Genomic DNA, 25,523 nt, shown 5'->3' with positions numbered 1-25,523 from the left:
TTTTTTGACTCATGTCTCTTACTCATTGCCACATGTCTTTTTCAGTCGTCTTTCCCGCCTAACTATCACCTGCCACTTCCGTTCCGGTCACTGTGGCGGTGGCCGTCGGAATATCCCCCGTTGATATGGAGGAGGTGTAGGTAATGTTGTACCCAAAAGTCTTTTCCTCCCCGGCATAGAGCGGACTGTACTTCATGAAATAGCAGTAGCGGAAGGAATTTCCACTCCCCAGCTGATAGCTGATCCACGGCGTGGCGGCCCCTGCTTCCGGGTTATAGTAGTATTCTTTCGACCCAATCACCGTTTCCGGGTTCTGTTTCGCCCCGGTGATTCCAAGAATCACTCCCGCTTCCTGCAGATATCTGCTTTCGTCGATGGGCCTGGTTGGCAAAACGGGGGTCAGCTCCATCTTTCCGCCATCTGTCATCTTTGTCACGGCGGTAATACTTCCCGTCAGGGGATAATCGTTGGCATTGGTGACCGTGACATCGTTGGACTCCGACCTCCGTTTCGTTCCCGGCTGAAGGGTAATCGTGGGATTCACCGTAAATACCAGACTTAAACTCTTACTGCTGAGACTCTTAACCGTAATTCGTATCTCGTAGCGGGTTGTCCCATTGGACACATCCAGCAGAATCACCCGGTCCGAGGTATCCAGGTAGGACGCCGCGTGATACAGGGTCATATTGGAAAATGATGACAGCTTCTGTACCGGATTGGTCAATGACGCCTGATCCTTGACTCCGGCTAAATCGGTTCCTCCTGCCATAAGCACAAGATTACTCAAAGCATTGTTCAGACCGCAGGAACGGAACCACTCCTCCGTAAAGGCGGATTTTGCAATTAAGTTGATGTCATACCCCATCGCTTTTCGGTTCTCAAACCGGATTCCCCGAAACAAAACTTCGCTGGGCAGAGCGTCGCTTTCGGCAACTAACGTCCCGGTAGTCCCTGCTATGGTCGTGGCCGGCTGCAATTCCACGCTCAGCAGCTTTGGAGGCGTCAGAGTGGGATATCCTTTCGTCTCCTCCCCCGCCAGGCTGGTGTACCATATACGGGATTTGGATAGCAGTTCCGCTTCGGTCCCTCCAGGAATATTCAGGGCATCTGTTACATCCTGTGCCTTCATCTCACTCTCACTGACCATGTTTACACTGTTACTGCTGTCATTTCCGATACCGGGGCTGATGGTATAGCACTGTTTGATGATCCCCGGCATTGTGGTTCCTGCAATGGAACCAACCCCGGCAGTTCCTCCGGTGTTGGATGCGCGTATGGTTCCGCCCACACTGTAACAGTTTCTGATACTGCCGCTTCCTCCCATGATTCCCCCCACAATTCCTCCCGCAGAAGTTCTATAAGAACCGGTTAACGCACTGACGATTGTGGAATCCATGTTATAGCAGTCCTCCACTCTGCCATATCTGGATATCTTTCCGACAATTCCCCCGACATAGGCTTCTGCTGTTCCGCGGGCAGATACGGTACACCTGCTATAACACTGGGACAGCACCCCATTTGTCGTAACTTCGGCTGCAATCCCTCCTGCCGCATCGCTGATGATGGATGAATCCGTAATTCCTATTCTGGTTACCATACCCGTTCCCAGTATCGTGCCAAACACTCCGCCCGCGCTTGGGCGGTTTACATAAAGTTTGGAAAGCTGGTACACTCTTTCATGGTTCCCTCCAAATGCTCCGCCATATTGGTCAATTGGGACCCAAGGAATCGGAGCCAGTTCGGTTCCGCCATACTCGGTTCCCACAAAGCTGGCAATATCTGAGGTTAAATCCCCGCAAAAATTGCTGTTCGGTCTTGCTCCTGTCTCTGAAATCGTGTTTACTTTATAGGCAAACCAGGCCAGCTGTTCCGCACTTGATATTTGATAGGGCTGACTTGACTCTCCGTTTCCGGAAGGTTTCTTTACCGCATTTCCACTGCCAAGTAATTCGTCCTCCAAAGCCTGGCCCACGATGCTCCAGTTTTCAGCCGCCGGCAGTTCTGCTTTTACTGGATAGGGATATGGGGAAATATTCTTGTCGTAAGTCCAGTTGATTCCGGTATCGGTTCCCTGTGATAGTTTCTGCCCATTCAGGGCATAAGCCGCTCCCCATGATTTCAATTGGCTTTCCGTGAGTTTTGTTCCGCCGGCCAGCGTGCCGTCCAAATAATAACAATTTCCATAACCCCAGTTTGGCGAAATTGCACTTTTATGACTTCCTCCGCTGATAGTTCCCGTATTATAGCAGTTCAGAATACTATGTCCACTGCCCGTAACACCTCCTGTCATTCCTCCCGCGAAGTCGCTTGCGCTAATCTTTCCTGTGTTATAACAATTCCTGATTATCATCCGGCTGGAACTTTCCCAGACTCTCCCTACAATTCCTCCAACATCATTTCCCGTTCCGGTAATCGCCCCTTCATTCCAGCAGCCATCTATCAAAAGTCTGGCTGCCATATTTGCACCGACAATGCCGGAGCAATTAGACGCGCAAGTTATATCAACTTGATTCCAGCACCCCAATATCTTGACATCATTGCCCACTACCTTACCAACGATTCCACCAGAATATCCTCCCCCAGTTATCTTACCGCTCTTTAGCCCTACATTTTCAATCACCGCCAAAGCTCCCAGGTTCCCAAAAATCCCCTGAATACCTGATGAACTATTTAAAACAAGATTCTCAATATATTTTCCGTTACCATTAAATCTTCCTACATAATTATTATTGCTTCCTATTGGTTTCCACGGCAGAAATTCATCCACATTGTTTGTATAGTCAGTTCCGGATAAATCAATATTGGCCATCAGCTGTGCATTAATATTCGTACTGCCAAGGATATTGACCTGATAGGCAAACCAGGACAGGGCTTCCGGCGTTTTTATCTCGTAATAGTTTGTCTCCGGGTTAAGTGTTGGTATGTAATCAGGGTTGACCGTGCCGGCTGTCTGGTCGGCAATGACTTTTAGGGCTACGCTCTCCCAGCTTGTAAAGCTTTCTGCGGCTCTTGCTGAACCGACTGTCAGGGCAAACTCTCTGGTTGCGCCGCCTATACTGGCTTTCAGTTTGGTGTCGCTGGTTGGGGACGCAGTGGAATCCACAGCAGAACCTTCGGTTTCCGTATCCACATTGTCACTGTCTGATTCTTCCATGGTAAGACTGACGCCAACCTTTGGAACATCGTGGGACTGCATAACGACCTCCAGTCCCACTTTCAGCTGATGATTTTCGTCGATGGTGATATCGCCCTCGGCATCCCACTGAATTTCCCTGCCGTCAATCTCGGTCGGAAGAAGAATATCTGCCTCGTTTAAAATGTCGGACAGCATGGTTCCTTCCGGAAGCTCCAGAGCAACGGCGGAGGCCATGGAGCATGATATGACAGTCTCATTTTCGCTCTGGGCAAAATAGGGAATCTGGGGATAGGCATGCTCGGCTGGATACCAGCTTCCCGGAACCATATGCTCGGCTCCGGTCATTTGGAATGTACTCAGACCATTTATGGAACCTTCCGTATTCTCGTCACTTATATTTGCGAAATCAGGGCTGCCGAGTGCGGGTTGTTCCACACATGCCATCTGATAATCGTATGCGCAGTCCACAAACCTGCCATCACCGGCTGCGGTAAACGCTCCGCGAATGATTCCTCTTTCTCCGACTGTCATGGTGGAATAGCAATTTTGGATTGTCCCCTCATTGCGCGCCGCAAAGCCGGCGGTCGTGCCATCCGCATCTGCAAGGCCTGCGGTATAGCTGTTTTCTATCCGGCTTGATGAGCGGATGATACCAGCCATTCCTCCGGTGCAGATATTCTGGTCATCCAGTTCAGCCCCAATTACTACCAGGGCAAAGCAGTTGGAGATTAGACTGTCTCCGGTTATCTCAGCTGTCAATCCGCCTGCCGTGATGGATTGTGCGGTCACTAACAGGTAGATATCGCCGTTTGGATTTCCTATGTACTCTTCGGGCTGGTCCTGCGATTCGACTGAGCCGGTCTCTTCACTGGCGCCGGATGTTTCCACGCTGCCAACTCCAGGTCCGGCGTCAGCGCCGCTGGTTCCCTGATTGCCTGTCACACCATCTGTTTTGTCTTCTGATTGACCTTCTTCTGATTGGCTTTCTCCCGGCCCTCCATTTTCTATTTTTGACTCCTCAGCGTCTGACGGACTGGCGATACCCGCCAATTCCATATCGGAGTCCACCAGCGCCGGAACTTTCATCATCAATAGCTGACGCTCCATGGCACCGAATCCGATTGTTTCAGATAATGCCACGGTCTGAACTCCCTCTGCTTCCATCGTCTCAGACGCACTGTTTTCATTCTTTTCAGTTTCCTTGTCGGAAGTGTCTGTTTCTTTTTTATCTGTTGAATTGGACGCAATTTCATTGTTACTTCCAGTTTCTACGTCTGTATTATGTTCTGATTCTGTCTCCATTCCCGCTTCTGAACCTGTTTCTGTCCCCTGACTGTTCTCCGATTCCTCACTGCTTTCGGTTCCCAGGCCGCTTTCCGTCTCCTGACTGCTTCCGGACTCTGAACCAGTTTCTGGTTTCTGGCCGCCTCCCGATTCCGCACCAGTTCCCGGTTTCTGACTGCTTTCGGACTCTGAACTATTTCCTGATTCCTGACTGCTTCCACTTTCCACACTGCTTTCCATTTCCGAGTCATTCCCAGTTTCCGAACCACTCCCCTGCTCTGCTCCGCCGTCTCCCGTGCCAGCTTCGTCATCCACTTCCGTGGTATATCCCGGACCGCCTTCCACTCCCGCTTCGCCGCCAGCCGGGTGACTCTCTCCCTGCGTTTTTTCTACTGCCTCATACCCCGGCCCCTTCTGCTCATCGGCATCCGCCGCGCTGGCTATCGCCACCTGGTATTCCGCTTCCGTGGGAGTGGCCATATGAATTTCCCCATTCATTCCACAGTTCTCCACGGCAGAATCCACCGCATACGCCGCCAGTGCCCCATACCCATCCACATATTTCTCACCATCAAAATACGTAAACGGATGCAGAATCAGCGCGTCACTCAGGAACAAATTTTCCACCCTGGCCTTATTCAGCACACCAAACAGCGGTCTCTCAAGGCCGCTGATCACATGTCCATTCCCGTCAAAATTTCCCGCAAATGGCTCCACATTCGTTCCGATGGAGCCCTCCAGCCAGCCCAGCTCCAAATCCGCCTCCAGCCGATACCTTCCCTTTAAGTTGTACTCCTCACTTTCTTTATCCAGAAGATAATGCTCCAGCTCCTCCTCCGTATAAATCAGCACTGTCTCACGGCTTTTGGCCCTCGCTGTCCCCACGGCGTGCAGCGCACAGCATCCCGCCACCGCCAGCAGCACACATACGATTCCCGCTGTCAGGTATCTCTTTTCTTTCGCTTTCGTATGCAGTATAAAATGGCTCATCTGTATCCCTCCAACATTTGCGTTTTCTCTCCGGCTTACGCGCTATCCCGGCTTCCTGCCTGTCCTCACAATCAGAATGACCGTCCCAAGTATCCGTTCCTCCGCCACCGTGCCCATATCCCGGTCGCGGCTGTCTATGGAAACGCCACGGTTATCACCGAGCACCAGATATTGTCCGTCTATCACGGTCAGCGGGACGCCCATCTCATTTCCCTTCTGCTCCGGGTCTGTCAGCGTCACATACCGCTCTCTCACCTGGCTTCCGTTGACTACCACGCGCCCTCCGGACATGCTGATTTCCACGGTGTCCCCCGGAAGTCCCACAACCCGCTTCACAAAATTTTCCCCGTCCTTTTCAAACACCACCACCGCGTCTCTCTCAAATCTCTCTCCCAGACGGCTGTATACAATCCAATCTCCATGATTCAGATACGGGTACATAGACTCCCCGGAAACCCGGTCTATCCCAATAACAAAGGTAAACAGGCACGTGACACTCAGCGCCATAGCCGCCAGAACAAGCGCGGTGCCCACATTTCTACGTTTGCGTCTCAAAAAATAGCGCCTTATCTCCACCCGCACCTGCCTGCGCATCTGTCTCACTGCCTCATCCAGCCTGTCAGCCGCACCTGTCCGGGTCTTCTGTCCCTCTTCCACTGCCTTTATCATATCCCACAGATAACAGATGATCTGGGTCTCCTCAAATCCGCCATGCCGCACCGTCCGAAAATGGGAGGCCTTTCCCGATTTTCTAATCCGGCTTATCTGCTTCTGCCTGCGGGACCTCCCCTGTCTTTCAGCCGCATTCACGGACTGGCACCTCTCTTTCCGGCTTTACCTCGTAATATACATTATGTAGTTTCCTCCCGGATTTTTTCCAATAGAATAAAACACATTGAAATCATAGAATGGATTTTATGACCTGATTTTGGCCTTATCGACAACCAATTAGAATAGATAAGAAACGTTCAGAACCTTTTTGTACAACAAACCGCTAGTCCGGCATATCATTCAAACCATTGGTGTTCCTACCAGCCGTTGATTTCGCATATATACGTTTTATGCCGCTCAAATTTCCACATTTTCCATTTTAAACCTTGCAAATTTTACGAAATCAGGTATAATAGACTATATTGTAACAGGCAGAATTTTCATAAATTATCGTAAACACCACATAATGTATATTATGCGGTTCTTTTTATTTTTCCCCTATTTTCACACTAACCCAGCACAAGATGCATCCGCGCCATCTGCTGTCTGGGCAGTTCCTCGGTGGCCGCCGTATAGATTCTCGTCGTATTGATATTGGAATGTCCCAGCAAATCCATCAGCCGCACCACGTCTTTTTCCATATTGTAAAACGTTCTCGCAAACAGATGACGAAGGTTATGGGGAAATACTTTCGCGGTATCCACTCCTGCCGCCTCCCCGATTTGTTTCATCCGCTTGTTGATATTACTTCTGTCCAGCGCTCTGCCGGTCCTCGTGACGAAAATGCTTCCGGCATGAAGATTCATTTTGCCACAGTAACGCTTCAGCATCCGCACCAGTTCGGCTGGTAGCAGCACCAGCCTGGATTTCCCCTTGTTATAGATCTCCACCCGGCCTGTCTTCAATGATTCCACCGTAATATATTTCAACTCACTGATTCGTATCCCCGTACTGCATATGGTCTGAAGAAGCATACTCATCCGCATATCACCTTCTCTCCTGGCCGCATAGATTAACCGCTTGTAATCAGACTCTGTCAGCTCTCTCTCCGGTCTGCTGTACAGAACCCGCTGCACTTTATAAAGTTTTACCCGCAGTTCTTCCTTCCCCAAAAACACCAGAAAATTGTTGACCGCCGCCAGCATGGAATTGGCGCTGGCGATAGTGTACCGCTCTCTCAACCACTGTTTATATTCCCTCACTCTATTTTTGTCCAGTTCCGTATCGCCGGCCAGATATCTCATAAACTTCCTGACATCCCGGAGATATTTTTCCACCGTAGCTCGGCTCCGCTCCTCATCCTGAAGATATCCCTCGTATTCTTCCAGCATTGACTCCATGATTATCATACACTGTTCCTCCTCTTGTAAACTTTAAAAAAGGTATCGCAGTCTCCCGCGATACCTTATCAAATCATCATTATCCAATTTTCAATTTAAACTTCTGCGCCTCTTTCTCGGAGTCCACCAGTTCAATCATCGCGCCAAGCGCTTTTAACTTCTCCTCGAAATGCTCATACCCACGCTGGATATATCCAATCTCATCCACCGTAGTATAACCCTCGGCCGCCAGCCCCGCAATCACAAGCGCCGCTCCCGCGCGAAGGTCCGGTGCGTTCACCTGTGCCCCGGTGAAGCCCTTGACGCCGTCAATCACCGCCACATTGCCTTCCACCTTGATGCTGCTGCCCATGCGCGCAAGCTCATCCACGTATTTAAACCGGTTCTCGAAAATACTCTCCGTCACGATGCTGGTGCCGTTAGCCAGGGCCAGTGTCACCGTCATCTGTGGCTGCATATCCGTCGGGAATCCAGGATATGGCAGTGTGTTGATGTTGGTATGCCCCTGTCTCGGCTTCCCAACCACACGGATGGCATCGTCAAATTCCACCACCTCACAGCCAATCTCAATCAGCTTCGCCGAGATGGCCTCCATATGTTTTGGAATCACATTCTTAATCATAATGTCGCCGCGGGTTACCGCAGCCGCACACATAAAGGTTCCTGCCTCAATCTGGTCCGGAATAATGGAATACTCCGTTCCATGCAGCTTTCTCACGCCCTTGATACGGATGATATCCGTACCGGCGCCCTTGATGTTGGCCCCCATACTATTCAGGAAGTTGGCCACATCAACCACGTGAGGTTCCTTCGCCACGTTCTCAATCGTGGTCTGTCCCTCCGCCAGCGCCGCCGCCATCATAATATTGATAGTCGCGCCCACGGAAACCTTATCCAGATAAATATGGCTGCCCACCAAATCTATGGCATGGGCCAGTACCGCGCCCCGCTCAATGTCTACCTTGGCCCCTAACGCCCGAAATCCCTTGATATGTAAATCAATGGGTCTGCTGCCGATATTGCAGCCGCCCGGAAGGGGTACCTGCGCACTCTTGTATTTTCCAAGCAGTGCACCGATAAAATAATAGGAAGCACGAATCTTGCGGATGTAATCATCATCCACAGAGACCTCTTTGATATCGCTGGCATTAATCCTAACAGTATGCCTGTCCACTCTCTCCACACGGGCCCCAATCTCCTGAATCGCCTCCAGGAGAACGTTGATATCCCTCACATCCGGCAGGTTCTCAATGAGAACATCCTCATCAGTCATAATGGACGCCGCCAATATGCCTAAGGCCGCATTTTTAGCACCGCCTATGGTTACTTCACCAACAAGCGGATTGCCGCCCTTCATAATATACTGTTCCATTTTACACCTCTATATCGTAATGCTATATTTATCTTTACAAAATGATTACTTTTTTCTGTCTGTCCATTTAATTATACCATATGTTTCTCATTTGTAAAGAAAAGCCTAAGATTAATCAATCGGGATGGCGCAGATGAAGTCATTCTTATACCGGGTAAAATACTCTCCGGCGTCGTTCAACCCCATCTTGTAGGTCTGGTCCGTTGCCGGGTCATAAACCGATATATTGTACTGGTCAAATCCATATAACAAGATATAGTGGTTATTTTCCGCAAATGCCACCACCGGGGTGCCCTGGTCAATGAAATACAGCATCTGATTCAGCGTGCATCCACGGGCATCCAGTATCAGATATCCGTCTCCAAAATCATCGCTGACGGTAAATTCTCCCAGATGTTTTGTGATGTTGTAAGCCGCGCTTTGGTGCTCTCTTATGGTCTTTGACGGGGAGCGGTTCACTCTGTCCCAGACAATCCGCTGCTTATTATCTACCACATAACCCATCTTATCATAGGCCATAGCGACCGCCTCCGAGAAATCTCTGGAGCTTCCCACCAGATGGCCCTGGCCGTAGGCGTAGAACATCATTCCCTGCATCTGCTGGTTGGATTTTAGCATCAGGGTCTCCGACGTATCGTAGGTGATTTTCTTCGGAGCCGATATCTTGATGCTCTTGCCGGTTTTGATGTCGGCGTCCAGCTGGATAAAATACAGTTTTCTGCGGATTTCAGACGCAAACCAGCCGATTCCCGCCATCTTATCCTCTTCGGCGGCGGTGTTGCAGACAATGGTGTCATCGTCCTGGTAGGCAAAGCCGTCACCGCTTCGAATCAGGCGGTTCATGTGGACTCTGGCGTCCTCCACATCCACATCTGTCAGGTAATATCCCGGCTTCTCATACCTGGTCTCCACCTGAAGATTCTCATCCACAATCTCCATGGCGTACATGGGCAGGGTCTCCACTCTGCCATTGATCACCCACAAATCCTCGGGATGGGACAGTCCGTAGACAAAATCTCCGTTTACAAATCCAAGCACCCGCAGGTAGGAATCATTTTCCCCAGTGATCTCCTGCTTCTGACCGGTCTCCAGGTTCAGAAGGTGGAGCGTTCTGGCTTCATAGAGTTTCTGTCCCTCCTGCCAGGCCAGACTGTGCCTGTCCCCGCTGATGGAATAGCTGCCCTCCTCCAGAGCGTCGGCCACCACCATGTACTCGTTGCTGGTCAAATCAATGCCGTAGACCGTGTGGTCTATGAGCATGTAAAGCATATCCGCGCTGTTTAAATAGCAAAGCTGCTCCACATCCTGTTTCAGAGACTCATAGCTGTTCTTCACAGGGGCAAAAAATTTCTCCACGATGGCGCCGGTGGACTGGTCATAGCGGTACAGACTGACTCCCACATAACCCTCATGGCGGCCGCGGTTCATATAGCCGTATACCAGGAAGTCAATGTCGCCGGAATCCCGGACGGACACAATCTGAATGTCATGCTGGTCGTAGGCGCTGCGCCCGCTTACATCCTCCCTGGTCCGGAAGGAGAAGACCTTGACGGCTTTCCCGTCTGTCTGGTCATAGCTCCACAAATCCTTGTTGAAGGTATAGGCCAGGTAACGTCTGTCGGTGCTGGATTTCACCTTCACCGCGTCATCATTTCCCACACCCAGCAGAATACGGCGGCCGGAATAGAGTTCCCGTCCTCCGTCGAATACCTGGGTAGTATTGCGCTTAAAATCCATCAGGTAAAGGCGCTGGGTGTTGTATTTTACCGTATAGTAGTCCGTCACATTGTAGGTCTCCGTCACACCGTCTTCCGACTCCCGGTTCAGATTGTACTGGACCTGAATCTCACCCATGATGCCATCCAGCTCCTTTAACGTCACCTGCATCTCGCCGGCCAGCTGCATTTTCAAACCGGCCCAGGTCAGCTGGGAGAAACTGGACTTGATGGTGACGGTTCCGAGAGAGGTATTGTCCTCGGTGTCGTTGGTCTCCAGATAGGTGACAAGCGTCTGGGCCTCCTGGCTGTCCAGGGTCTTCATGGAGAAATCCCTGGCGAAGTTCACCATCTCCTCTCCGTAGGCATTTTCCTCCTCCATAATCCGGGTATAATAGTGAATGGTCTCGTGGCGCTCCGTCTGCAGCGTGAGATGAAGCAGATACTGGGCGCCTTTGGTCAGCAGATTCTGGATGGGCAGGGTCACATAAACGACCCCTTCCTGGTCCTCCCACTGCTGCACCTCCGTCTTCTCCACCAGGCGCTCCAAATCCATGCTGCGGATTTCATACCGGATGGACAGCACACTCTCCCCATAATTGGCAATCTTGAGCTTCAACTGCCTGTCCTGAGGAAGAACAGTCAGACAGTCTCTGGCTGTCTTCTGCTCCATATCCTCCAGGTAACCGGGCATGCGGTTGTCGTAAGAACCAAACATGGAGGTATATACCACCGGAAGCGTGGGGTCCTCCATGGCGGTATACACCGTATCCTGTTTCTCTATGGTATTTTGTGCTAATATAAAATATATTCCGGCAGCCACCACAAATATGCCAGCCAGGATACAGATTTTCTTAAAAAATTTACTCATATACAATATTCCTTCATTTTTCGTGCGGTTCACTTTGTCTGCGTAAAGAATAGTGGCACAGCGTGCCACTATTCTTTATTGTATATGGTAACCATGAAAATCTCAACTTAATCTTTTATGAATTCCTCTTTATTAAAAACATCTTCCGTTGGCGCACCGGCGTCTCTGCAGTTCGTTCAACAGGAGAATCCGGATAATGTCATTCATCCAGTTTGGTCCCGGCTGTGGCTGTGGCTGTGGCTGTGGCCTTGGCGGTGGCCCTGGAGGCGGTCCCCACGGCGGTGGGCCCTGCGGCGGTCTTGGCGGCGGTCCCCACGGTGGCGGACCCTGCGGCGGTCTTGGTGGCGGCCCTGGAGGCGGTCCCCACGGCGGCGGACCTTGCGGCGGTCTTGGTGGCGGCCCCCACGGCGGCGGGCCCTGTGGCGGTCTCCCCGGGCCAAATATCAGCGGTTCCTGCGCCAGCTCATAAATCTCAACCTCTTCCACTTCCGTGTTCTCACAGCCGCAGCCCATGGCCGGCAGCGGCGCCGTATCCATCATGCCGGCCCTCATATTGTCCGGTATCTTTCGACAGATATTGTCACAAAGCTGGCTTATCATCACTCTGTCCGGGTACTCATCGTAAATCGGGCTTCCGTCATAATCCATCTTATCGCACTCCGCCGCCACAAATGTCTGCAGCCGCTTCATACTCTCCGGATAGAACGCCTGGAAATACTCGATATCCCGCAGACTCTGCTCTTCCCGCCAATTGTCCTTCTGTTTGAAAGAAGAATATTGCATATAGACAGTCTCCTTACTATTCGTTCTACCCCAGTATATGAAGCCGCAATACGAAATGTACCCCGTATTGACACGAAAAAAGCGGCGCACTACCGCACCGCCGCTTTTTCGCATATATTTTTCACATTTATTTAAAACAATTTCTCAGGATAAACGCCCTGCTCTATCAGCTCGCGGATGGCCTTGACCACCGTCTGCTTGTCCTCTTTGTAGGTCACGCCAAACCATTTATCCCTGGTCTCCAGCACCGTAACACGGGCTTTGCCGGTCTTAATCATCTTGTCCACAATCCTTGGAAGCAGATACTCCGCCTTTAAGTCACCTGGCTTTAAGCTGTCAAGAAACTCCGGGAATCCCCACTCCAGTTCCTGGATAAACGCCGGTGGAAATCCCCACATATTCATGGAAACATGCTGGTCCGGACTCACGAGAACAGGATTTCCCTCCTCATCGTCCGCGAACAATCCATGCCCTTTCCGCTCAATATTGTAGGTTTCCGTCACGTCCTTCAGACTTCCGTCCGGATTCACCACGCAGACGCCTCTAGTCACGCCGCCATTTTCACTGAGGGTATTGGAGAGAATGAAGCCACCCATGCACATATCATACACGTCCGCCTCCGTATCCATCTCTTCCACCATATACTGGTGAATCTTCCGAAAGCCCTCTTTCCCGTAATAGTCATCCGCATTAATCACCAGAAACGGTTCCTTCACCAGGTCCTTGGCCGCCAGAATGGCCTGCCCGGTTCCCCAGGGCTTCGTCCGCTCCGCCGGTTTTACATAGCCCTCCGGCAAATCCTCAAGCTCCTGATAGGCATACTCCACCGGAGCAATCCGCTCAATCCGGTTCCCGATAATCTCCCGGAAATCCTTATCCAAATCTTTTCTGATAATGAAGACAATTTTGTCAAATCCGGCTTCCAGCGCATCATGGATAGAATAATCCATAATAATCTCCCCGCCTGGCCCCACTGGCTCCAGCTGCTTGATTCCGCCTCCAAACCGGCTTCCAATTCCCGCCGCCATAATCACAAGTGTTGTGCTTTTCATAACGTCTCCTTCGCCTACTGCCTGGCTTCCAGACGGGTCAGCGCTCTCTTTAATGCCATCTCGGCACGCAGAGTATCTGTCTCGGCGCTGTTCTCTTTCAGCCGTCTCTCGGCCCTCACACGCGCTTCCTCCGCACGGTTGGCGTCAATCTCTTCCGGCCACTCGGCCACTTCCGCCATGATGACCACCTGCTCCGGCAGAATCTCCATGAAACCGGATATCAGGGATGCTTTTCTCACCTGGCCCTCCTCGTGAATCTTTAAGACTCCGGGAGAAATAATCGCCGTCAGCGGGATGTGGTTGGCATAGACACCAATCTGTCCCTCCGTCGTCGTCAGCTCCACCATGATGGCATCACCCTCATAAAAGATCTTATCCGGGGTGACAATCTTTAACTTAAATAAATCAGCCATGTTCTCCCCCCTTATTTGATACGGGCAAGAACATCGTCAATATTACCTGCATTCAGGAAATAGCCCTCCGGCACATCATCATGCTTGCCTTCCAGAATCTCCTTAAAGCCCTGTACCGTCTCGCTAAGCGGAACGTAACGTCCCTCCAGGCCGGTAAACTGGCCTGCAACGAAGAATGGCTGGGATAAGAATCTCTGAATCTTTCTGGCACGGGATACGGTCAGCTTATCCTCCTCGGAAAGCTCATCCATACCCAGCATGGCGATGATATCCTGAAGCTCTTTATACTTCTGAAGCACCTGTTTTACTCTCTCAGCCACCTCATAGTGCTCCTCACCCACAACACGCGGGTCCAGGATTCTGGAGGTGGATTCCAGCGGGTCAACAGCCGGATAGATACCCAACTCCACAATGGCACGGCTCAAAACCGTGGTTGCATCCAGATGGGCGAATGTATTGGCCGGCGCCGGGTCCGTCAAGTCATCCGCAGGCACGTAAACAGCCTGAACCGATGTGATGGAACCGTTCTTCGTGGAAGTGATACGCTCCTGAAGAGCGCCCATCTCCGTCTGAAGCGTTGGCTGGTAACCAACGGCGGAAGGCATACGCCCAAGCAGCGCGGACACCTCGGAACCTGCCTGTGTGAAACGGAAAATGTTGTCGATAAACAACAGCACGTCCTTGCCGCCCTTATCACGGAAATACTCCGCCATGGTCAGTCCTGTAAGACCAACTCTCATACGGGCTCCCGGCGGCTCGTTCATCTGACCGAATACCATGGTCGTCTTGTTGATAACCCCGGATTCCGTCATCTCATAGTAAAGGTCATTTCCCTCACGGGTACGCTCGCCAACGCCGGTGAATACGGAATATCCGCCGTGCTCGGTAGCGATGTTACGAATCAGCTCCTGAATCAGTACCGTCTTACCAACGCCGGCGCCGCCGAACAGTCCAATCTTACCACCCTTCTGGTACGGGCACAGTAAGTCAACGACCTTGATACCGGTCTCCAGAATCTCTGTCTCCGTGGACTGCTCCTCAAAGGTTGGAGCTTTTCTGTGAATTGGAAGATACTCTTCCACAACTGGCGCTTCTTTATTGTCGATTGGGTCACCTAACACGTTGAAAATACGCCCCAGGGTATTCTCACCAACGGGTACGGATATTGGCGCGCCTGTTGCAACCGCGTCCATACCGCGCACCAGACCATCCGTGGTTCCCATGGCGATACATCTGACCGTATCGTCACCGAGATGCTGGGATACCTCAACCACCAGCTTGCCGCCATCATTTGTCGCGATGTTAACCGCTTCATTGATTTCAGGCAGCTTGCCCTGGCTGAACTTGATATCCAGAACCGCACCGATAATCTGTGTGATTTTACCAATGTTTTGCTCTGCCATCTTGTTTCTCCTTATCTTTTTAAGTCATTCAGATATCACATTAACCGATTGCGTTGGCACCGGCGATAATCTCAGTAAGCTCCTGAGTAATCGCACCCTGTCTAGCACGGTTGTACTGCAAGCTCAACGCGTCAATCATCTCCTCCGCATTGCTGGTTGCCGAATCCATGGCCGTCATACGGGCCCCGTTCTCGCTTGCAACCGCTTCCAGTAAAGCACCATAAATCAAACTACTCATATACTTCGGAACGATGGCGTCCAATACCTCCTCGTCAGCCGGCTCGTAATTCATCAGCGCGCCCGCCTTGGCGTTGGGGTCCACCTTGCTTAAATCTATCTCCACCGGAAGCAGTTTAATCAGCTTCGGCTCGTGGACCACCGTGTTCTTAAACGAAGTATAAGCCAGATAGATTTCCCCTATCTGTCCCTGTGCAAAGGAATCCAGCAGCTCCAGGGTGATGTCGGCCGCGTCACGATACATCGGTTCATTGATGACGTCATGATAATCAGCCTTAATCTCAAACCCTTTCCGAATCAGGCCGTCACGGCCCTTCTTGCCGATGGCGTACACATAGGTGTCCGCCGCCGGAAGCTCGCTGCTCACCAGCTTCACAATATTGTTGTTGTAACCGCCGGCCAGTCCACGGTTGGACGTGATGGCCACAACCGCCTTCTTGTTCGTATTGCCCGGCTGGAGATACTTGTGATGAATCGTTCCCGACTTCTGCAGCATGGAACTGATGGTTTCATACATCAGGTTAAAATAGGGTTTGGAATTCTCCGCTTTTACCCTGGATTTCTGTAATTTGACTGTGGCGACCAGCTTCATGGCTTTCGTAATCTGCTCCGTACTCTGAATGCTTGCTCTTCTACGTTTTATATCTCTCATGGATGCCATGATGTCTCACCTGCCTTTCTACAATCCCCTAAGCGGATGCGAAGGGGACGTTCCGCTCCCTGCCACTAGCGTTCTGCCTTGCATTCCGTAATCGCTTTTCCAAGCAGTTCATCAATCTCAGGTGTAATCTCCCTGCTAGTCCTGATTTTCTCAGGAATCTCAGGATACTTGGCATCGATAAACTTGAACAGCTCTTTCTGGAACTCCAGAACCTCATCTACCGGGATGTCCAGAAGATATTTTCTGGTTGCCGCATAGATAATCATAACCTGATACTCCACGGCCATTGGCTGATACTGTGGCTGTTTCAGCACCTCTTTGATGCGCTCGCCCTGCGCCAGCTGCTCTGTGGTAGCCGCATCCAGCTCGGAACCGAACTGTGCAAAGGAAGCAAGCTCACGGTACTGTGCCAGTTCCACACGGATCGGAGCGGCAATCTTCTTCATCGCCTTAATCTGGGCCGCACCACCAACTCGGGATACGGACAGACCTGCGTTGATAGCAGGACGGAAACCGGCGTTAAACATCTCGGTCTCCAGATAAATCTGGCCGTCCGTGATGGAAATAACGTTGGTCGGGATATAAGCCGATACATCGCCCGCCTGGGTCTCGATAATCGGGAGTGCTGTCAGAGAACCGCCGCCCAAATCGTCGGACAGTCTGGACGCTCTTTCCAGCAGTCTGGAATGCAGATAGAATACATCACCAGGATACGCCTCACGTCCCGGAGCACGTTTTAACAATAAGGATAATGTACGGTATGCCGCCGCATGTTTACTCAAATCATCATAGACTACTAACACGTCCTCGCCATTCTCCATCCACTCCTCGCCAATCGCGCAGCCGGAGTATGGAGCAATGTACTGAAGAGGAGCCAGGTCGGATGCTGTGGATACCACGATGGTGGTATAGTCCATAGCGCCGAACTCTTCCAGTGTCTTCACAATGTTGGCAACCGTGGAAGCCTTCTGGCCGATGGCAACGTAGATACAGTGTACGCCCTGGCCCTTCTGGTTGATAATGGTATCGATGGCAATCGCCGTTTTCCCTGTCTGACGGTCGCCGATAATCAGCTCACGCTGTCCTCTACCGATGGGAATCATGGCGTCAATCGCCTTGATACCGGTCTGAAGCGGGGTATCTACGGATTTTCTCTCAATAACACCGTGGGCAACACGCTCCACACGGCGGAACTTCTCTGTCTCAATCGGTCCCTTGCCGTCGATGGGCTGTCCCAGTGCATTGACAACACGTCCTGTCATGGCGTCGCCAACAGGCACTTCCACCACTCTTCCGGTCGTCTTAACCGTGTCGCCCTCGTTGATATTTCTGGTATCACCGAGAAGTACGGCACCAACGTTATCCTCCTCCAGGTTCAAAACCATGCCATAGATTTCTCCCGGAAACTCCAGAAGTTCACCCTGCATAGCGCTCTCAAGACCATGGATTCGGGCGATACCGTCGGCAACCTGAATGACCGTGCCAACGTTAGACACCTCAAGTTTGGTAGAATACTTTTCTATCTGTTCTTTAATCACAGAACTAATTTCTTCTGGCCTTAAATTCATGAAGGTTCGCACCTCTTTCCTAAATATTTAATGTTCACATTACACCATCTGCACGTTAAGAAGACTCTTCTTAAGCTCGTACAGCTGGGTCTTAATACTGCTGTCAACCACCCGGTCGCCGATGCGGATCACCATTCCGCCAATCAGGGACTCATCCACGGTATAATTCATCTCAAATTCCTTATACACGGTGGTGGCCAGCAACCGCTCTTTCACCTGGGACTTCTGCGTCTCGCTCAGTTCCACGGCGCTGGTTACGTATGCAGTACCTATCTTCTTGTACTCCTTCACCTTGTCGATAAAATAGACAAAGATATCCGGAATACTCTGCTGTCTTCCTTTGTCAACGATTGTTGCCAGGAAACCCATCACTCCGTCAGAGACTTTTCCGTCAAAAATATTTTTAATGACCTGGATTTTCTCTTCCTTTACAATCTGAGGGTGATTCAATAACTGCACAAGGTCGGACTGTTCCTGCCATATGGACTGGAGCGCCAGAACTTCCTCATATGTGGCGTCTATACTCCCCATATCCTGGGCTGCCTCAAACAACGCATCGCCGTATACTTTTGATACTAGCTTTGCCATGTACTCTCACCCATCTCTTTCAAAGTCTCGTCAATCAGGGTATCCTGAATCGTGGTATCTATGGAAGCGGCTACGACTTTGCCTGCCATCATGGATGCGATGGAGACAACTTCCTGTTTCATGTCATCTAAGGCCTTCTTCTTCTCTAATTCAATCTCACGATTGGCTCTATCCATAATCCTGGCTGCCTCTTGCTTGGCTTCCCCGATGATTTCCGCCTCTCTGGCCTTCGCTTTCTTTCTCGCGTCCTCCAGAATGTTATCTGCCTCTTTCGAAATTTCTTTCAGCTTCTCTTCATACTCGGCCTTCATTGCAGCCGCAGACTCCTTGTCGCTCGCTGCCTCAGCCAGTTCCCCGGCAATTTTCTGCCTTCTCCTCTCCAGCACGTCGCGCGCCGGATTGAACAACAGATAGGATAATCCAAAGAACAGAACAAATATATTGAGTGCTGTAAAGAATAATTCTGACAGCAGCTGCGGGTCAAATCCTATTAAACGTTCCAAGGTTCTGCCTCCTTCCTGTTTCTATTTTCCAATGTCTTTTCTCCTTAGCTGAAAGGTTTTACGAACATCAGAATAATAGCAACAACAAGGCCATACAGACCGGTTGTCTCGGCAACGGCCTGACCTAAAAGCATGGTGGATGTAATGTCAGACTTTGCGCCTGGGTTGCGGCCTACGGCTGCGGCGCCCTGACCGGCTGCGATACCCTGACCTACACCAGGTCCGATACCGGCTATCATTGCAAGACCTGCACCAATCGCTGAACATCCATAGATAAAATCCTGTCCTGAAATACCATTCATGTTAAAATCCTCCTAGATTAATATAATAAAATATATTTATTGCTTCACTGTGCCCTTACGGGAAACGCGAACTCCGCTACGCTGCGTTTGCGTAGCATTCCGTGACTTCGTCACTCCATTTTGTCGTTAATATAAACCATAGTCAGCATACAGAATACATACGTCTGAATGCATCCTGAGAATAAATCACAGTACACATGTAATGCCGCCGGAATACCGATCTTGGCGAACCATGGCATCATGCCGTACCAGAGTCCCATAATGATGATACCTGACAGTAAGTTTGCAAACAAACGCAGGGATATCGAGATGGGATTTGCTATCTCACCGATAACATTAATTGGGAACAATATCGGTATCGGCTGAAACAGACTTGTAAAATGTCCCACGCCCCGATTTTTGATACCCTGATAGTTGACAATAAAAAATGTAAACATACCAAGCAAAAACGTCACACCGAAATCACCCGTAGGCGCTCTGAGTCCAAACAACCCGCTTAAATTACAGAATAAGATAAATAAGAATATCGTTCCGATGTAATTCACAAACCGCCTTGCATTTCCGCCCAGAATGCCTTCTGCCATCTTGTCAAGCATCTCCATGGCATATTCCAGCATATTCTGGAACGTTCCAGGCACATCGGTCGCGTTCTTCAACTTCCTGCTGGCGATAAACCCTATCAGCAGTAATGTCAGGGTAATGAGCCACGCTCCTATGGTTGTCGTGGTAATCCATACTTCCTGTCCGAAAGCATGATACTTCAGTACGCCATGAATCATAAAATCAGGTTCATTGGCTATTATCGGCATTTTCATCATTCCCATACACCGTCCTCCTTTCTTAAAAGATACCTTCCGCTTATCAGTGTGTCACTGCGCCGCGCGAGAAGGCCCTGTGAACGAATGGCTGAAGAAATGCTCCAGCCTTGAGGCCCAAGGCCCCGAGAATCATTGCTACCGGGTTAATCTGTGGTCTCGTACCGAGATATACAAGGACAATGATAAACACAACCTTACGAATCATGGCATGAATCATTGTGGTTTTGTTGGCATACGCCTCGTCCATGCTGTCCGCCACACGCTCTGTGATATAAGCCATATGGATTAACATCAGCACATCCGACACGAAGCCGGCCGCCAGCCCCAATAAAACAGGAGGCAGCACAAAACCCAGGCTGCCATGAAGCAGCCAGCCAAGCACACCCAATAGTAACACGTAGCACAGCATACCGACGGACATCTCAAGAACGAGACGTATCATATTTTTAGACATTCCCATCCTCCCTGTCTGTCTCATCCCTGCTGGTCCGGACACGGCTTGGCTGTTTGGGCTTCACAACTGTGGGCATTGGATGTTCCCTCGCCTCTTTCAGCATTTCCGCCCGCGCCTTCTCATCGTCTCTCGCTTCCGCGGCAATCATCTTCTTCACCAGCACATAAGCGCACCGGCCGCCTGCCAAAGTTCCCACGATAAGAAAGGGCACCACCGTCTTTGTCCCGAACCGGGAGTCGATATAGTTGCCCGCAAAAATACACAAAAAGATGGGCGTAATAACGCTGAGCCCCAGTTGCGTCACCAGGCTCAGACTGCGAAATACACTCTTCTTGTATTTCATTCACCCACCTCTTTCTCTATCTTTGCGCATGTAACCTATATTATAACCAAAGTTTTTTATTTTGTCTATTATTCATGTGTATTTCCTACATTTTTTATACGAAATACCAAAATTTCACTAAATCTTTCTAATTGTTTGATATTTATTTAACGCAGTCTTTCTTTTTGCCTGTCATGACTTGCATGTTTGAGCCAATAATGGTACCATAAGGAAGATAAAATCTTGAGAGGGGCTATACCATGAATTTAACAATACCAAAAGATTACGACCCGCATCTGAGTGTCCGCGAGACACAGGAAGCCATCAAATACATACGCGATACCTTTCAGAAAGAACTGGGAAAAGAGATGAATCTGGAGAGAATCTCCGCACCGCTTTTCGTGGAGCAGAGCAGCGGTCTCAACGACGATTTGAACGGAACGGAGCGGCCGGTCAGCTTTGACTTGCTGGAAATGCCGGAGGACCCGGTGGTTGTGGTCCACTCCCTGGCGAAGTGGAAGCGGATGGCGCTGCACGAATATGGATTCCAGCCCGGGGAAGGGCTTTATACCAATATGAATGCTATCCGGCGGGATGAAGAGTTAGACAATCTTCACTCGGTCTATGTGGACCAGTGGGATTGGGAGAAGGTCATCACGAAGGAAGAGAGAAATCTGGAGACCTTAAAAGATACGGTGCGGCTGATCTTTAAAATTATCAAGCATATGCAGCATGAAGTGTGGTATAAATACCCCAACGCCGTGAAGCATCTTCCGAAGGATATTTTCTTCATCACCTCCCAGGAGCTGCTGGATTTATATCCGGACAAAACGCCAAAGGAGCGGGAGAACCTGATTACCAAAGAGCATGGCTGTGTCTTCCTGATGAAAATCGGCGAGAAGCTGTCCAACGGAGAACCTCACGACGGCCGCGCACCGGATTACGATGACTGGCAGTTGAACGGCGATATCCTGTTCTGGTTCGAAAACCTGCAATGCGCCCTGGAAATCTCCAGCATGGGCATCCGCGTTGACGAGAAAGCCCTAGAAGAACAGTTACAAAAGGCAGGCTGTGAAGAACGCCGCCATTTACTCTACCACCAAATGCTATTAAACGGAGAACTCCCCTACACCATCGGCGGAGGCATCGGCCAGTCCCGTCTCTGCATGCTCCTCCTAGACCGCGCCCACGTCGGCGAAGTCCAGGCCAGCATCTGGCCGAAGGAAATGAGGGAAGAGTGCCGGAAGAATCATATTTTCCTGTTGTAAATGACTATAAAAATTGCGCATCTCATTGGGGATGCGCAATTTTTTTTCGAATGATATCTTTTAAAACTCATAATAAAATACCGTTTCTTTTATCGGCCGGTATTCAGAGTGGCCTGGATATGGCGCCGCATCCGGGGCTGGGTAGCCCATGATAAGAAGGGCGGTGGGCTCATAGCTTTCCGGGACTTTGAACTCTGATTTGACTGCGGCCGGGTCAAAGTGCATGACCCAGGTGGTGCCTACGCCTGTGGCGGCGGCTTCCAGCATCATGTGGGTTGTGACAATGCTGGCGTCAATGTCACCGCTGATTTTGTCATCGTATTTGCGCTGCCAGCAATCGGTTTTGTCGTAGCAGATGAGCAGCGCGGTCGGGGCGTCAAAATGACATTTGGTGCATCTCTTCAGTTTTGCACGGCCCTCGTCACTGTTGATGACCAGAATGCGCTGTGGCTGCCGGTTGCAGGCGGTCGGGGCAAGATATCCTGCTTTCAGAATCTTGTCCAAATCCTCCTGTTCCACGGGTTTGTCAATAAATTTACGCACGGAATACCGATTTGCCGCCAATTCCAAAAAATCTTTGTCCATGTTTTCCATTGTGTTATTCTCCTTTATTCTGCTATATTATGGGCAATTGTCAAATTGCCAAACCCATTGATTTTACTGGGCTTTCTTGCTCTATTTATATAAGTCTGCGATTGTGAGGAACCCTGCAGTACTGCTAAAAAGGCACTCCTGTCATCCCTGGCTAAAACTTATGGGATAGCGTTCAGGCAGAAAGACGGAGGCCGGCTCCCATTGGCTGTCGGGAATCAATAAGGCTCCCATCCATTCCTCCAGCCTCCTCCAGTCCTCCTTTGACAGCTCCTTACACACACCTTCAGGATGACCGTCATTATAATTCTGCACGAAATAATAGGTTTCCCCCTCCTTGCGGCCCGGTCCGTACCACTCTTCATACCAGTCCTCATTATAATACAGGCCTATATCATAACTCACGTGTAAGATTGTAAACGCTTTCTCCGTTTCATGCCAGACTGTATCCCGTTCCATCCTGCCAAGCAATAGCGTTCTTGTAGCTGCATAGCCTTCCAGCCAAATAATCTGCCCGTTCTTCAAAGGAATCATGCGAACGCCGGTAATCCCATCACTTATCATACACTTTGTCTTTTCAGCTGAATAGCAGATCAATGCCACTCCTCTGCTGACATTGTTATCATAAAAATCTGTGCTTGTATAATTGCTGCTGTCAGAGTCGAACTGTATAAATAAATCCCTGATGCCATCGCCATTAAAATCCAGCAGAATATATTTCCAATTACTTCTTCCGGTGGATGGGTCGAGACTGGATTCATAGAAAGAAGCCAGCCGTCCCCGATCTTCCATCTCTATCAGAGAGAAGTCTCCTGACAAAATGCGTTTATAAAACTGCCATTCTTCGCTATCCTCCCCACTGTTATCCCCGCTCCCTTCCTCCTTCGCATCTAAATAATCCCATTCCTCCCTGGGAAATATGGCCGTCCATGCAAGCTGCTTAGATTTGTCATTTAAAATCCCTACTTGTATCTCCCACTCTTCCGCTGTGCACGCCTCTCCGTCAACCGAGTATACATATTCCGCAAATCCCCGGTTGTTCCTGAATATCTTTGAAAAGGAATGGAGCCTCGAGATGTTTACTCCGCCACTCCCATCGGGCAGGAGACGGATTACTTCGTAGTAATCCGTACTGCCGTCCAACCTGGCTTTCTCAGCAGCCAGATCCTCCTCCGGCGGTATTCTGTATTCCGCCCGTATCGTATCCGGCCCGCTGTCTACACGCTTGGATAGCACCAATGTCCCGTCCTTTGCCGGTGTCAGCTGCTGATACAGGATTAGCTCAAGAAGAAGGGCCACCTCCCCCTCCCGGTACGTATAAATATAGTAATGTCCTCCGCCCTCCAGGTGCAGCTCCGGCACACCGTCCCCGGTGCTGTCCCCAATAGCATAGGACGCCCGGCTGTCTCCCCTCGGATAAGGAGGCGATGCGGTCAGCTCATACATGTCTTCCTTTTTCAGAAATTCCATATAGTGCTTCACCGCTTCTTTCGCAGTCTCCCCGGCCAGGTCCGGCTTTGTTTTCGATGAAGCAGAACCTTCCACCAGCTCTGTTTCTGAAGGAGCCGGGCCTTCCAGTGGCTCTGTCTCTGACGGGGCCGGACCTTCCATCGGCACTGCTGCTTTTTGGCTGCAGGATAATAAAGTCATGCAGAACAAAACTATTAAAAAAACCACTATCGTATATTTAACCTGCCTCCTATACATATGCACACCTAATGTCCCTCCCAGCCCATTTTTCCCAATTGTAATCCCCAGCATCCTGGCTTTACTTTTTCCCGTCCCGATGATACAGTCTGGCAGAGATTGCCTGCCTGCTATATTATGTTCTATTTGGGCGCACGTTTGGCATTTACAAATGAAATCACTTCTGCCAGTTCCTCATCCTCCAACACGCGGTAATGAATCCAGCCGCCAATATCCCCACAGGGATAACGGTTGGCCCAGAGTTCCCTGGCCTTCGGCGACATCTCTGCGATTATCTGCTCCGCCTTGGGCACCTGGCGGTCACCTATCTGTACCGTGATGGTGAAAGCCCCTTTTTCAAAAAATGCATAGCACAGGTGTATTGATTTATGGCTCAGTTTATATCCCCAGCCATAATGATTGCCGAACGGGAAACGCAGTTCCTTTGATAACTGGTACTGTTCTGAAAGAATTGACTCAAACTGGCACAGACGCTTGTAGCTGTCCTCACCGATATATTCCCTGATTTCCGCCTCATCCGGTTTTCTGCTTTTATCAAGCATACGTTCAAACATGTGACCCCTCCTTTTTTACCCATTTAAAAAAATGCCTCAGACAACAGTCTGTCATGTTATGAGCATATCACGATATCTTCTTGGCTACAACTACCATTCGTCCATCTTTTGTGGAATACTCACAGGTAACCAGCGTCAAGAGCTGCTCTCCTTGCACGTCACCTACACCGCAGTCATACAGAGACCGCTCTTCCACCTCATCCACAAACGCCTCATACTGTTTCTCATCCCCACACTGCATATTTCTGTAAAATGACATCTCCTCTTTCACATCCGGCACCCGCAAAACTCCAATAATCCGATACTCTCCCCGCTCCTTCCATGTATCGAACAAAATCACCGAATGTTCTTCCTGATATGACTGCTCTTCATATCGTACCAAATCCGCAAACATCGATTGATCCTTCATGTGATGCCCATACACCACAACATTCCGATAATCCCCCTCTTCCAATTCACAACTCCCATCCACAAACGGCACCCCATAGGCGCTCGGCTCTCCCTCAAAATTATGGTCCAGATAAAAATCCTCCCCCGTCCTCGTCTGCATCACCGGATAATCGATCCCCGTCTCCTCAATACAAACCCATCCAACAAAATCCCGATTCTGCTGCCGCAGCCTGTCATACCCCAAAAGTCTGTCATCCTTCTCCACCTCCCCTCCCCGCTCTTCCATCCGCTCCTTCGCCACTTCCTCCACCAGCCGTGCCGCCGACTCCAGTACCTCTCGATTCTCCCAGCTATGAACCGTTTCTCTCACCAGCAGCATCCCACTCCCTGCTACTGCCACTATGCATAAGAATAGAAAAATATTGATAACCGCTCTTTTTACTGTAATCACCTTCTCAACCTCAAAATCGCTCTAATTTCATTGATAAAA

22 protein-coding genes are annotated in these 25,523 nt (G+C 50.2%); 1 reads left to right on the top strand and 21 read right to left on the bottom strand.

The features are described from left to right. Positions 1–58 precede the first annotated feature (58 nt). The 17 genes from HMPREF9473_RS02055 to HMPREF9473_RS01975 form a co-directional block, all read right to left on the bottom strand. Positions 59–5,410, bottom strand: a complete 5,352-nt coding sequence (locus HMPREF9473_RS02055) for a hypothetical protein (RefSeq protein ID WP_006778388.1) — start codon at positions 5,408–5,410, stop codon at positions 59–61. Positions 5,411–5,452: 42 nt separating this feature from the next. Then, complete coding sequence (gene lepB / locus HMPREF9473_RS25875) at positions 5,453–6,220, bottom strand: signal peptidase I (RefSeq protein ID WP_006778387.1); 768 nt, start codon at positions 6,218–6,220, stop codon at positions 5,453–5,455. Positions 6,221–6,630: 410 nt separating this feature from the next. After that, a complete protein-coding gene (locus HMPREF9473_RS02045; protein ID WP_006778386.1) occupies positions 6,631–7,470 on the bottom strand; it encodes a tyrosine-type recombinase/integrase in 840 nt (279 codons plus the stop codon). Positions 7,471–7,540: 70 nt separating this feature from the next. Further along, positions 7,541–8,833 carry a UDP-N-acetylglucosamine 1-carboxyvinyltransferase gene (locus HMPREF9473_RS02040; RefSeq protein ID WP_006778385.1) on the bottom strand — a complete coding sequence of 431 codons (1,293 nt, stop codon included), beginning with the start codon at positions 8,831–8,833 and terminating at the stop codon, positions 7,541–7,543. A gap of 111 nt (positions 8,834–8,944) precedes the next feature. Next, positions 8,945–11,419, bottom strand: a complete 2,475-nt coding sequence (locus tag HMPREF9473_RS02035; protein ID WP_006778384.1) for a hypothetical protein — start codon at positions 11,417–11,419, stop codon at positions 8,945–8,947. Positions 11,420–11,551: 132 nt separating this feature from the next. Continuing rightward, positions 11,552–12,202, bottom strand: coding sequence for a hypothetical protein (locus HMPREF9473_RS27165; RefSeq protein ID WP_006778383.1), 651 nt, complete (start codon positions 12,200–12,202; stop codon positions 11,552–11,554). 131 nt (positions 12,203–12,333) lie between these two features. After that, positions 12,334–13,254 (bottom strand): nucleotidyltransferase family protein, encoded by a 921-nt coding sequence (locus tag HMPREF9473_RS02025; protein ID WP_006778382.1) that lies wholly within the window; start codon positions 13,252–13,254, stop codon positions 12,334–12,336. Positions 13,255–13,268: 14 nt separating this feature from the next. Next, on the bottom strand, positions 13,269–13,667 hold the full coding sequence (gene atpC / locus HMPREF9473_RS02020) for an ATP synthase F1 subunit epsilon (RefSeq protein ID WP_006778381.1): 399 nt from the start codon (positions 13,665–13,667) through the stop codon (positions 13,269–13,271). A gap of 11 nt (positions 13,668–13,678) precedes the next feature. Continuing rightward, entirely contained in the window at positions 13,679–15,070 is a 1,392-nt protein-coding gene (gene atpD / locus HMPREF9473_RS02015; RefSeq protein ID WP_006778380.1) for a F0F1 ATP synthase subunit beta, read from the bottom strand. A gap of 40 nt (positions 15,071–15,110) precedes the next feature. Beyond that, the gene (gene atpG / locus HMPREF9473_RS02010) at positions 15,111–15,968 is read right to left on the bottom strand and encodes an ATP synthase F1 subunit gamma (protein ID WP_006778379.1); all 858 of its coding nucleotides are present in this window, start codon (positions 15,966–15,968) and stop codon (positions 15,111–15,113) included. Positions 15,969–16,033: 65 nt separating this feature from the next. Then, a complete protein-coding gene (gene atpA / locus HMPREF9473_RS02005; protein WP_006778378.1) occupies positions 16,034–17,536 on the bottom strand; it encodes a F0F1 ATP synthase subunit alpha in 1,503 nt (500 codons plus the stop codon). Positions 17,537–17,575: 39 nt separating this feature from the next. Continuing rightward, positions 17,576–18,124, bottom strand: a complete 549-nt coding sequence (atpH, locus tag HMPREF9473_RS02000) for an ATP synthase F1 subunit delta (RefSeq protein WP_006778377.1) — start codon at positions 18,122–18,124, stop codon at positions 17,576–17,578. Then, complete coding sequence (gene atpF, locus HMPREF9473_RS01995) at positions 18,112–18,627, bottom strand: F0F1 ATP synthase subunit B (RefSeq protein ID WP_006778376.1); 516 nt, start codon at positions 18,625–18,627, stop codon at positions 18,112–18,114. The genes atpH and atpF overlap by 13 nt, the downstream gene beginning before the upstream one ends. 44 nt (positions 18,628–18,671) lie before the next feature. Beyond that, complete coding sequence (gene atpE / locus HMPREF9473_RS01990) at positions 18,672–18,929, bottom strand: ATP synthase F0 subunit C (RefSeq protein ID WP_006778375.1); 258 nt, start codon at positions 18,927–18,929, stop codon at positions 18,672–18,674. A gap of 110 nt (positions 18,930–19,039) precedes the next feature. Next, entirely contained in the window at positions 19,040–19,753 is a 714-nt protein-coding gene (gene atpB, locus HMPREF9473_RS01985) for a F0F1 ATP synthase subunit A (protein WP_006778374.1), read from the bottom strand. Between the two features lie 37 nt (positions 19,754–19,790). Continuing rightward, positions 19,791–20,201 carry a hypothetical protein gene (locus HMPREF9473_RS01980; RefSeq protein WP_006778373.1) on the bottom strand — a complete coding sequence of 137 codons (411 nt, stop codon included), beginning with the start codon at positions 20,199–20,201 and terminating at the stop codon, positions 19,791–19,793. Further along, entirely contained in the window at positions 20,194–20,544 is a 351-nt protein-coding gene (locus tag HMPREF9473_RS01975; protein ID WP_006778372.1) for an AtpZ/AtpI family protein, read from the bottom strand. The genes HMPREF9473_RS01980 and HMPREF9473_RS01975 overlap by 8 nt, the downstream gene beginning before the upstream one ends. A 239-nt stretch (positions 20,545–20,783) precedes the next feature. Here HMPREF9473_RS01975 and asnA point away from each other — a divergent pair, with 239 nt between their 5' ends. Beyond that, positions 20,784–21,791: an aspartate--ammonia ligase gene (asnA, locus tag HMPREF9473_RS01970; protein ID WP_006778371.1), complete on the top strand. Its 1,008-nt coding sequence runs from the start codon at positions 20,784–20,786 to the stop codon at positions 21,789–21,791. Positions 21,792–21,851: 60 nt separating this feature from the next. Here asnA and HMPREF9473_RS01965 read toward each other — a convergent pair whose 3' ends face one another. The 4 genes from HMPREF9473_RS01965 to srtB form a co-directional block, all read right to left on the bottom strand. After that, complete coding sequence (locus tag HMPREF9473_RS01965) at positions 21,852–22,385, bottom strand: nitroreductase family protein (protein ID WP_006778370.1); 534 nt, start codon at positions 22,383–22,385, stop codon at positions 21,852–21,854. 141 nt (positions 22,386–22,526) lie between these two features. Next, entirely contained in the window at positions 22,527–24,032 is a 1,506-nt protein-coding gene (locus HMPREF9473_RS01960; protein ID WP_138669831.1) for a hypothetical protein, read from the bottom strand. Between the two features lie 179 nt (positions 24,033–24,211). Beyond that, a complete protein-coding gene (locus HMPREF9473_RS01955) occupies positions 24,212–24,643 on the bottom strand; it encodes a DUF3788 domain-containing protein (RefSeq protein ID WP_006778368.1) in 432 nt (143 codons plus the stop codon). Positions 24,644–24,710: 67 nt separating this feature from the next. Beyond that, positions 24,711–25,484 (bottom strand): class B sortase, encoded by a 774-nt coding sequence (srtB, locus tag HMPREF9473_RS01950; RefSeq protein ID WP_157140194.1) that lies wholly within the window; start codon positions 25,482–25,484, stop codon positions 24,711–24,713. Positions 25,485–25,523 lie beyond the last annotated feature (39 nt).

The sequence above is a fragment of the Hungatella hathewayi WAL-18680 genome (assembly GCF_000235505.1).
Classification (GTDB): domain Bacteria; phylum Bacillota; class Clostridia; order Lachnospirales; family Lachnospiraceae; genus Hungatella_A; species Hungatella_A hathewayi_A.
The sequence above is the reverse complement of the archived record's forward strand: the minus strand, read 5'-3'. Positions and strand labels throughout refer to the sequence as shown.

What these genes read in the sequence shown, in the direction of transcription:
- HMPREF9473_RS02055 (WP_006778388.1), bottom strand. Translation starts at nt 5,410, where the DNA reads ATGAGCCATTTTATACTGCATACGAAAGCGAAAGAAAAGAGATACCTG.
- HMPREF9473_RS02045 (WP_006778386.1), bottom strand. Translation starts at nt 7,470, where the DNA reads ATGATAATCATGGAGTCAATGCTGGAAGAATACGAGGGATATCTTCAG.
- HMPREF9473_RS02040 (WP_006778385.1), bottom strand. Translation starts at nt 8,833, where the DNA reads ATGGAACAGTATATTATGAAGGGCGGCAATCCGCTTGTTGGTGAAGTA.
- HMPREF9473_RS02035 (WP_006778384.1), bottom strand. Translation starts at nt 11,419, where the DNA reads ATGAGTAAATTTTTTAAGAAAATCTGTATCCTGGCTGGCATATTTGTG.
- HMPREF9473_RS27165 (WP_006778383.1), bottom strand. Translation starts at nt 12,202, where the DNA reads ATGCAATATTCTTCTTTCAAACAGAAGGACAATTGGCGGGAAGAGCAG.
- HMPREF9473_RS02025 (WP_006778382.1), bottom strand. Translation starts at nt 13,254, where the DNA reads ATGAAAAGCACAACACTTGTGATTATGGCGGCGGGAATTGGAAGCCGG.
- atpC (WP_006778381.1), bottom strand. Translation starts at nt 13,667, where the DNA reads ATGGCTGATTTATTTAAGTTAAAGATTGTCACCCCGGATAAGATCTTT.
- atpD (WP_006778380.1), bottom strand. Translation starts at nt 15,070, where the DNA reads ATGGCAGAGCAAAACATTGGTAAAATCACACAGATTATCGGTGCGGTT.
- atpG (WP_006778379.1), bottom strand. Translation starts at nt 15,968, where the DNA reads ATGGCATCCATGAGAGATATAAAACGTAGAAGAGCAAGCATTCAGAGT.
- atpA (WP_006778378.1), bottom strand. Translation starts at nt 17,536, where the DNA reads ATGAATTTAAGGCCAGAAGAAATTAGTTCTGTGATTAAAGAACAGATA.
- atpH (WP_006778377.1), bottom strand. Translation starts at nt 18,124, where the DNA reads ATGGCAAAGCTAGTATCAAAAGTATACGGCGATGCGTTGTTTGAGGCA.
- atpE (WP_006778375.1), bottom strand. Translation starts at nt 18,929, where the DNA reads ATGAATGGTATTTCAGGACAGGATTTTATCTATGGATGTTCAGCGATT.
- atpB (WP_006778374.1), bottom strand. Translation starts at nt 19,753, where the DNA reads ATGGGAATGATGAAAATGCCGATAATAGCCAATGAACCTGATTTTATG.
- HMPREF9473_RS01980 (WP_006778373.1), bottom strand. Translation starts at nt 20,201, where the DNA reads ATGTCTAAAAATATGATACGTCTCGTTCTTGAGATGTCCGTCGGTATG.
- HMPREF9473_RS01975 (WP_006778372.1), bottom strand. Translation starts at nt 20,544, where the DNA reads ATGAAATACAAGAAGAGTGTATTTCGCAGTCTGAGCCTGGTGACGCAA.
- asnA (WP_006778371.1), top strand. Translation starts at nt 20,784, where the DNA reads ATGAATTTAACAATACCAAAAGATTACGACCCGCATCTGAGTGTCCGC.
- HMPREF9473_RS01965 (WP_006778370.1), bottom strand. Translation starts at nt 22,385, where the DNA reads ATGGAAAACATGGACAAAGATTTTTTGGAATTGGCGGCAAATCGGTAT.
- HMPREF9473_RS01960 (WP_138669831.1), bottom strand. Translation starts at nt 24,032, where the DNA reads ATGACTTTATTATCCTGCAGCCAAAAAGCAGCAGTGCCGATGGAAGGT.
- HMPREF9473_RS01955 (WP_006778368.1), bottom strand. Translation starts at nt 24,643, where the DNA reads ATGTTTGAACGTATGCTTGATAAAAGCAGAAAACCGGATGAGGCGGAA.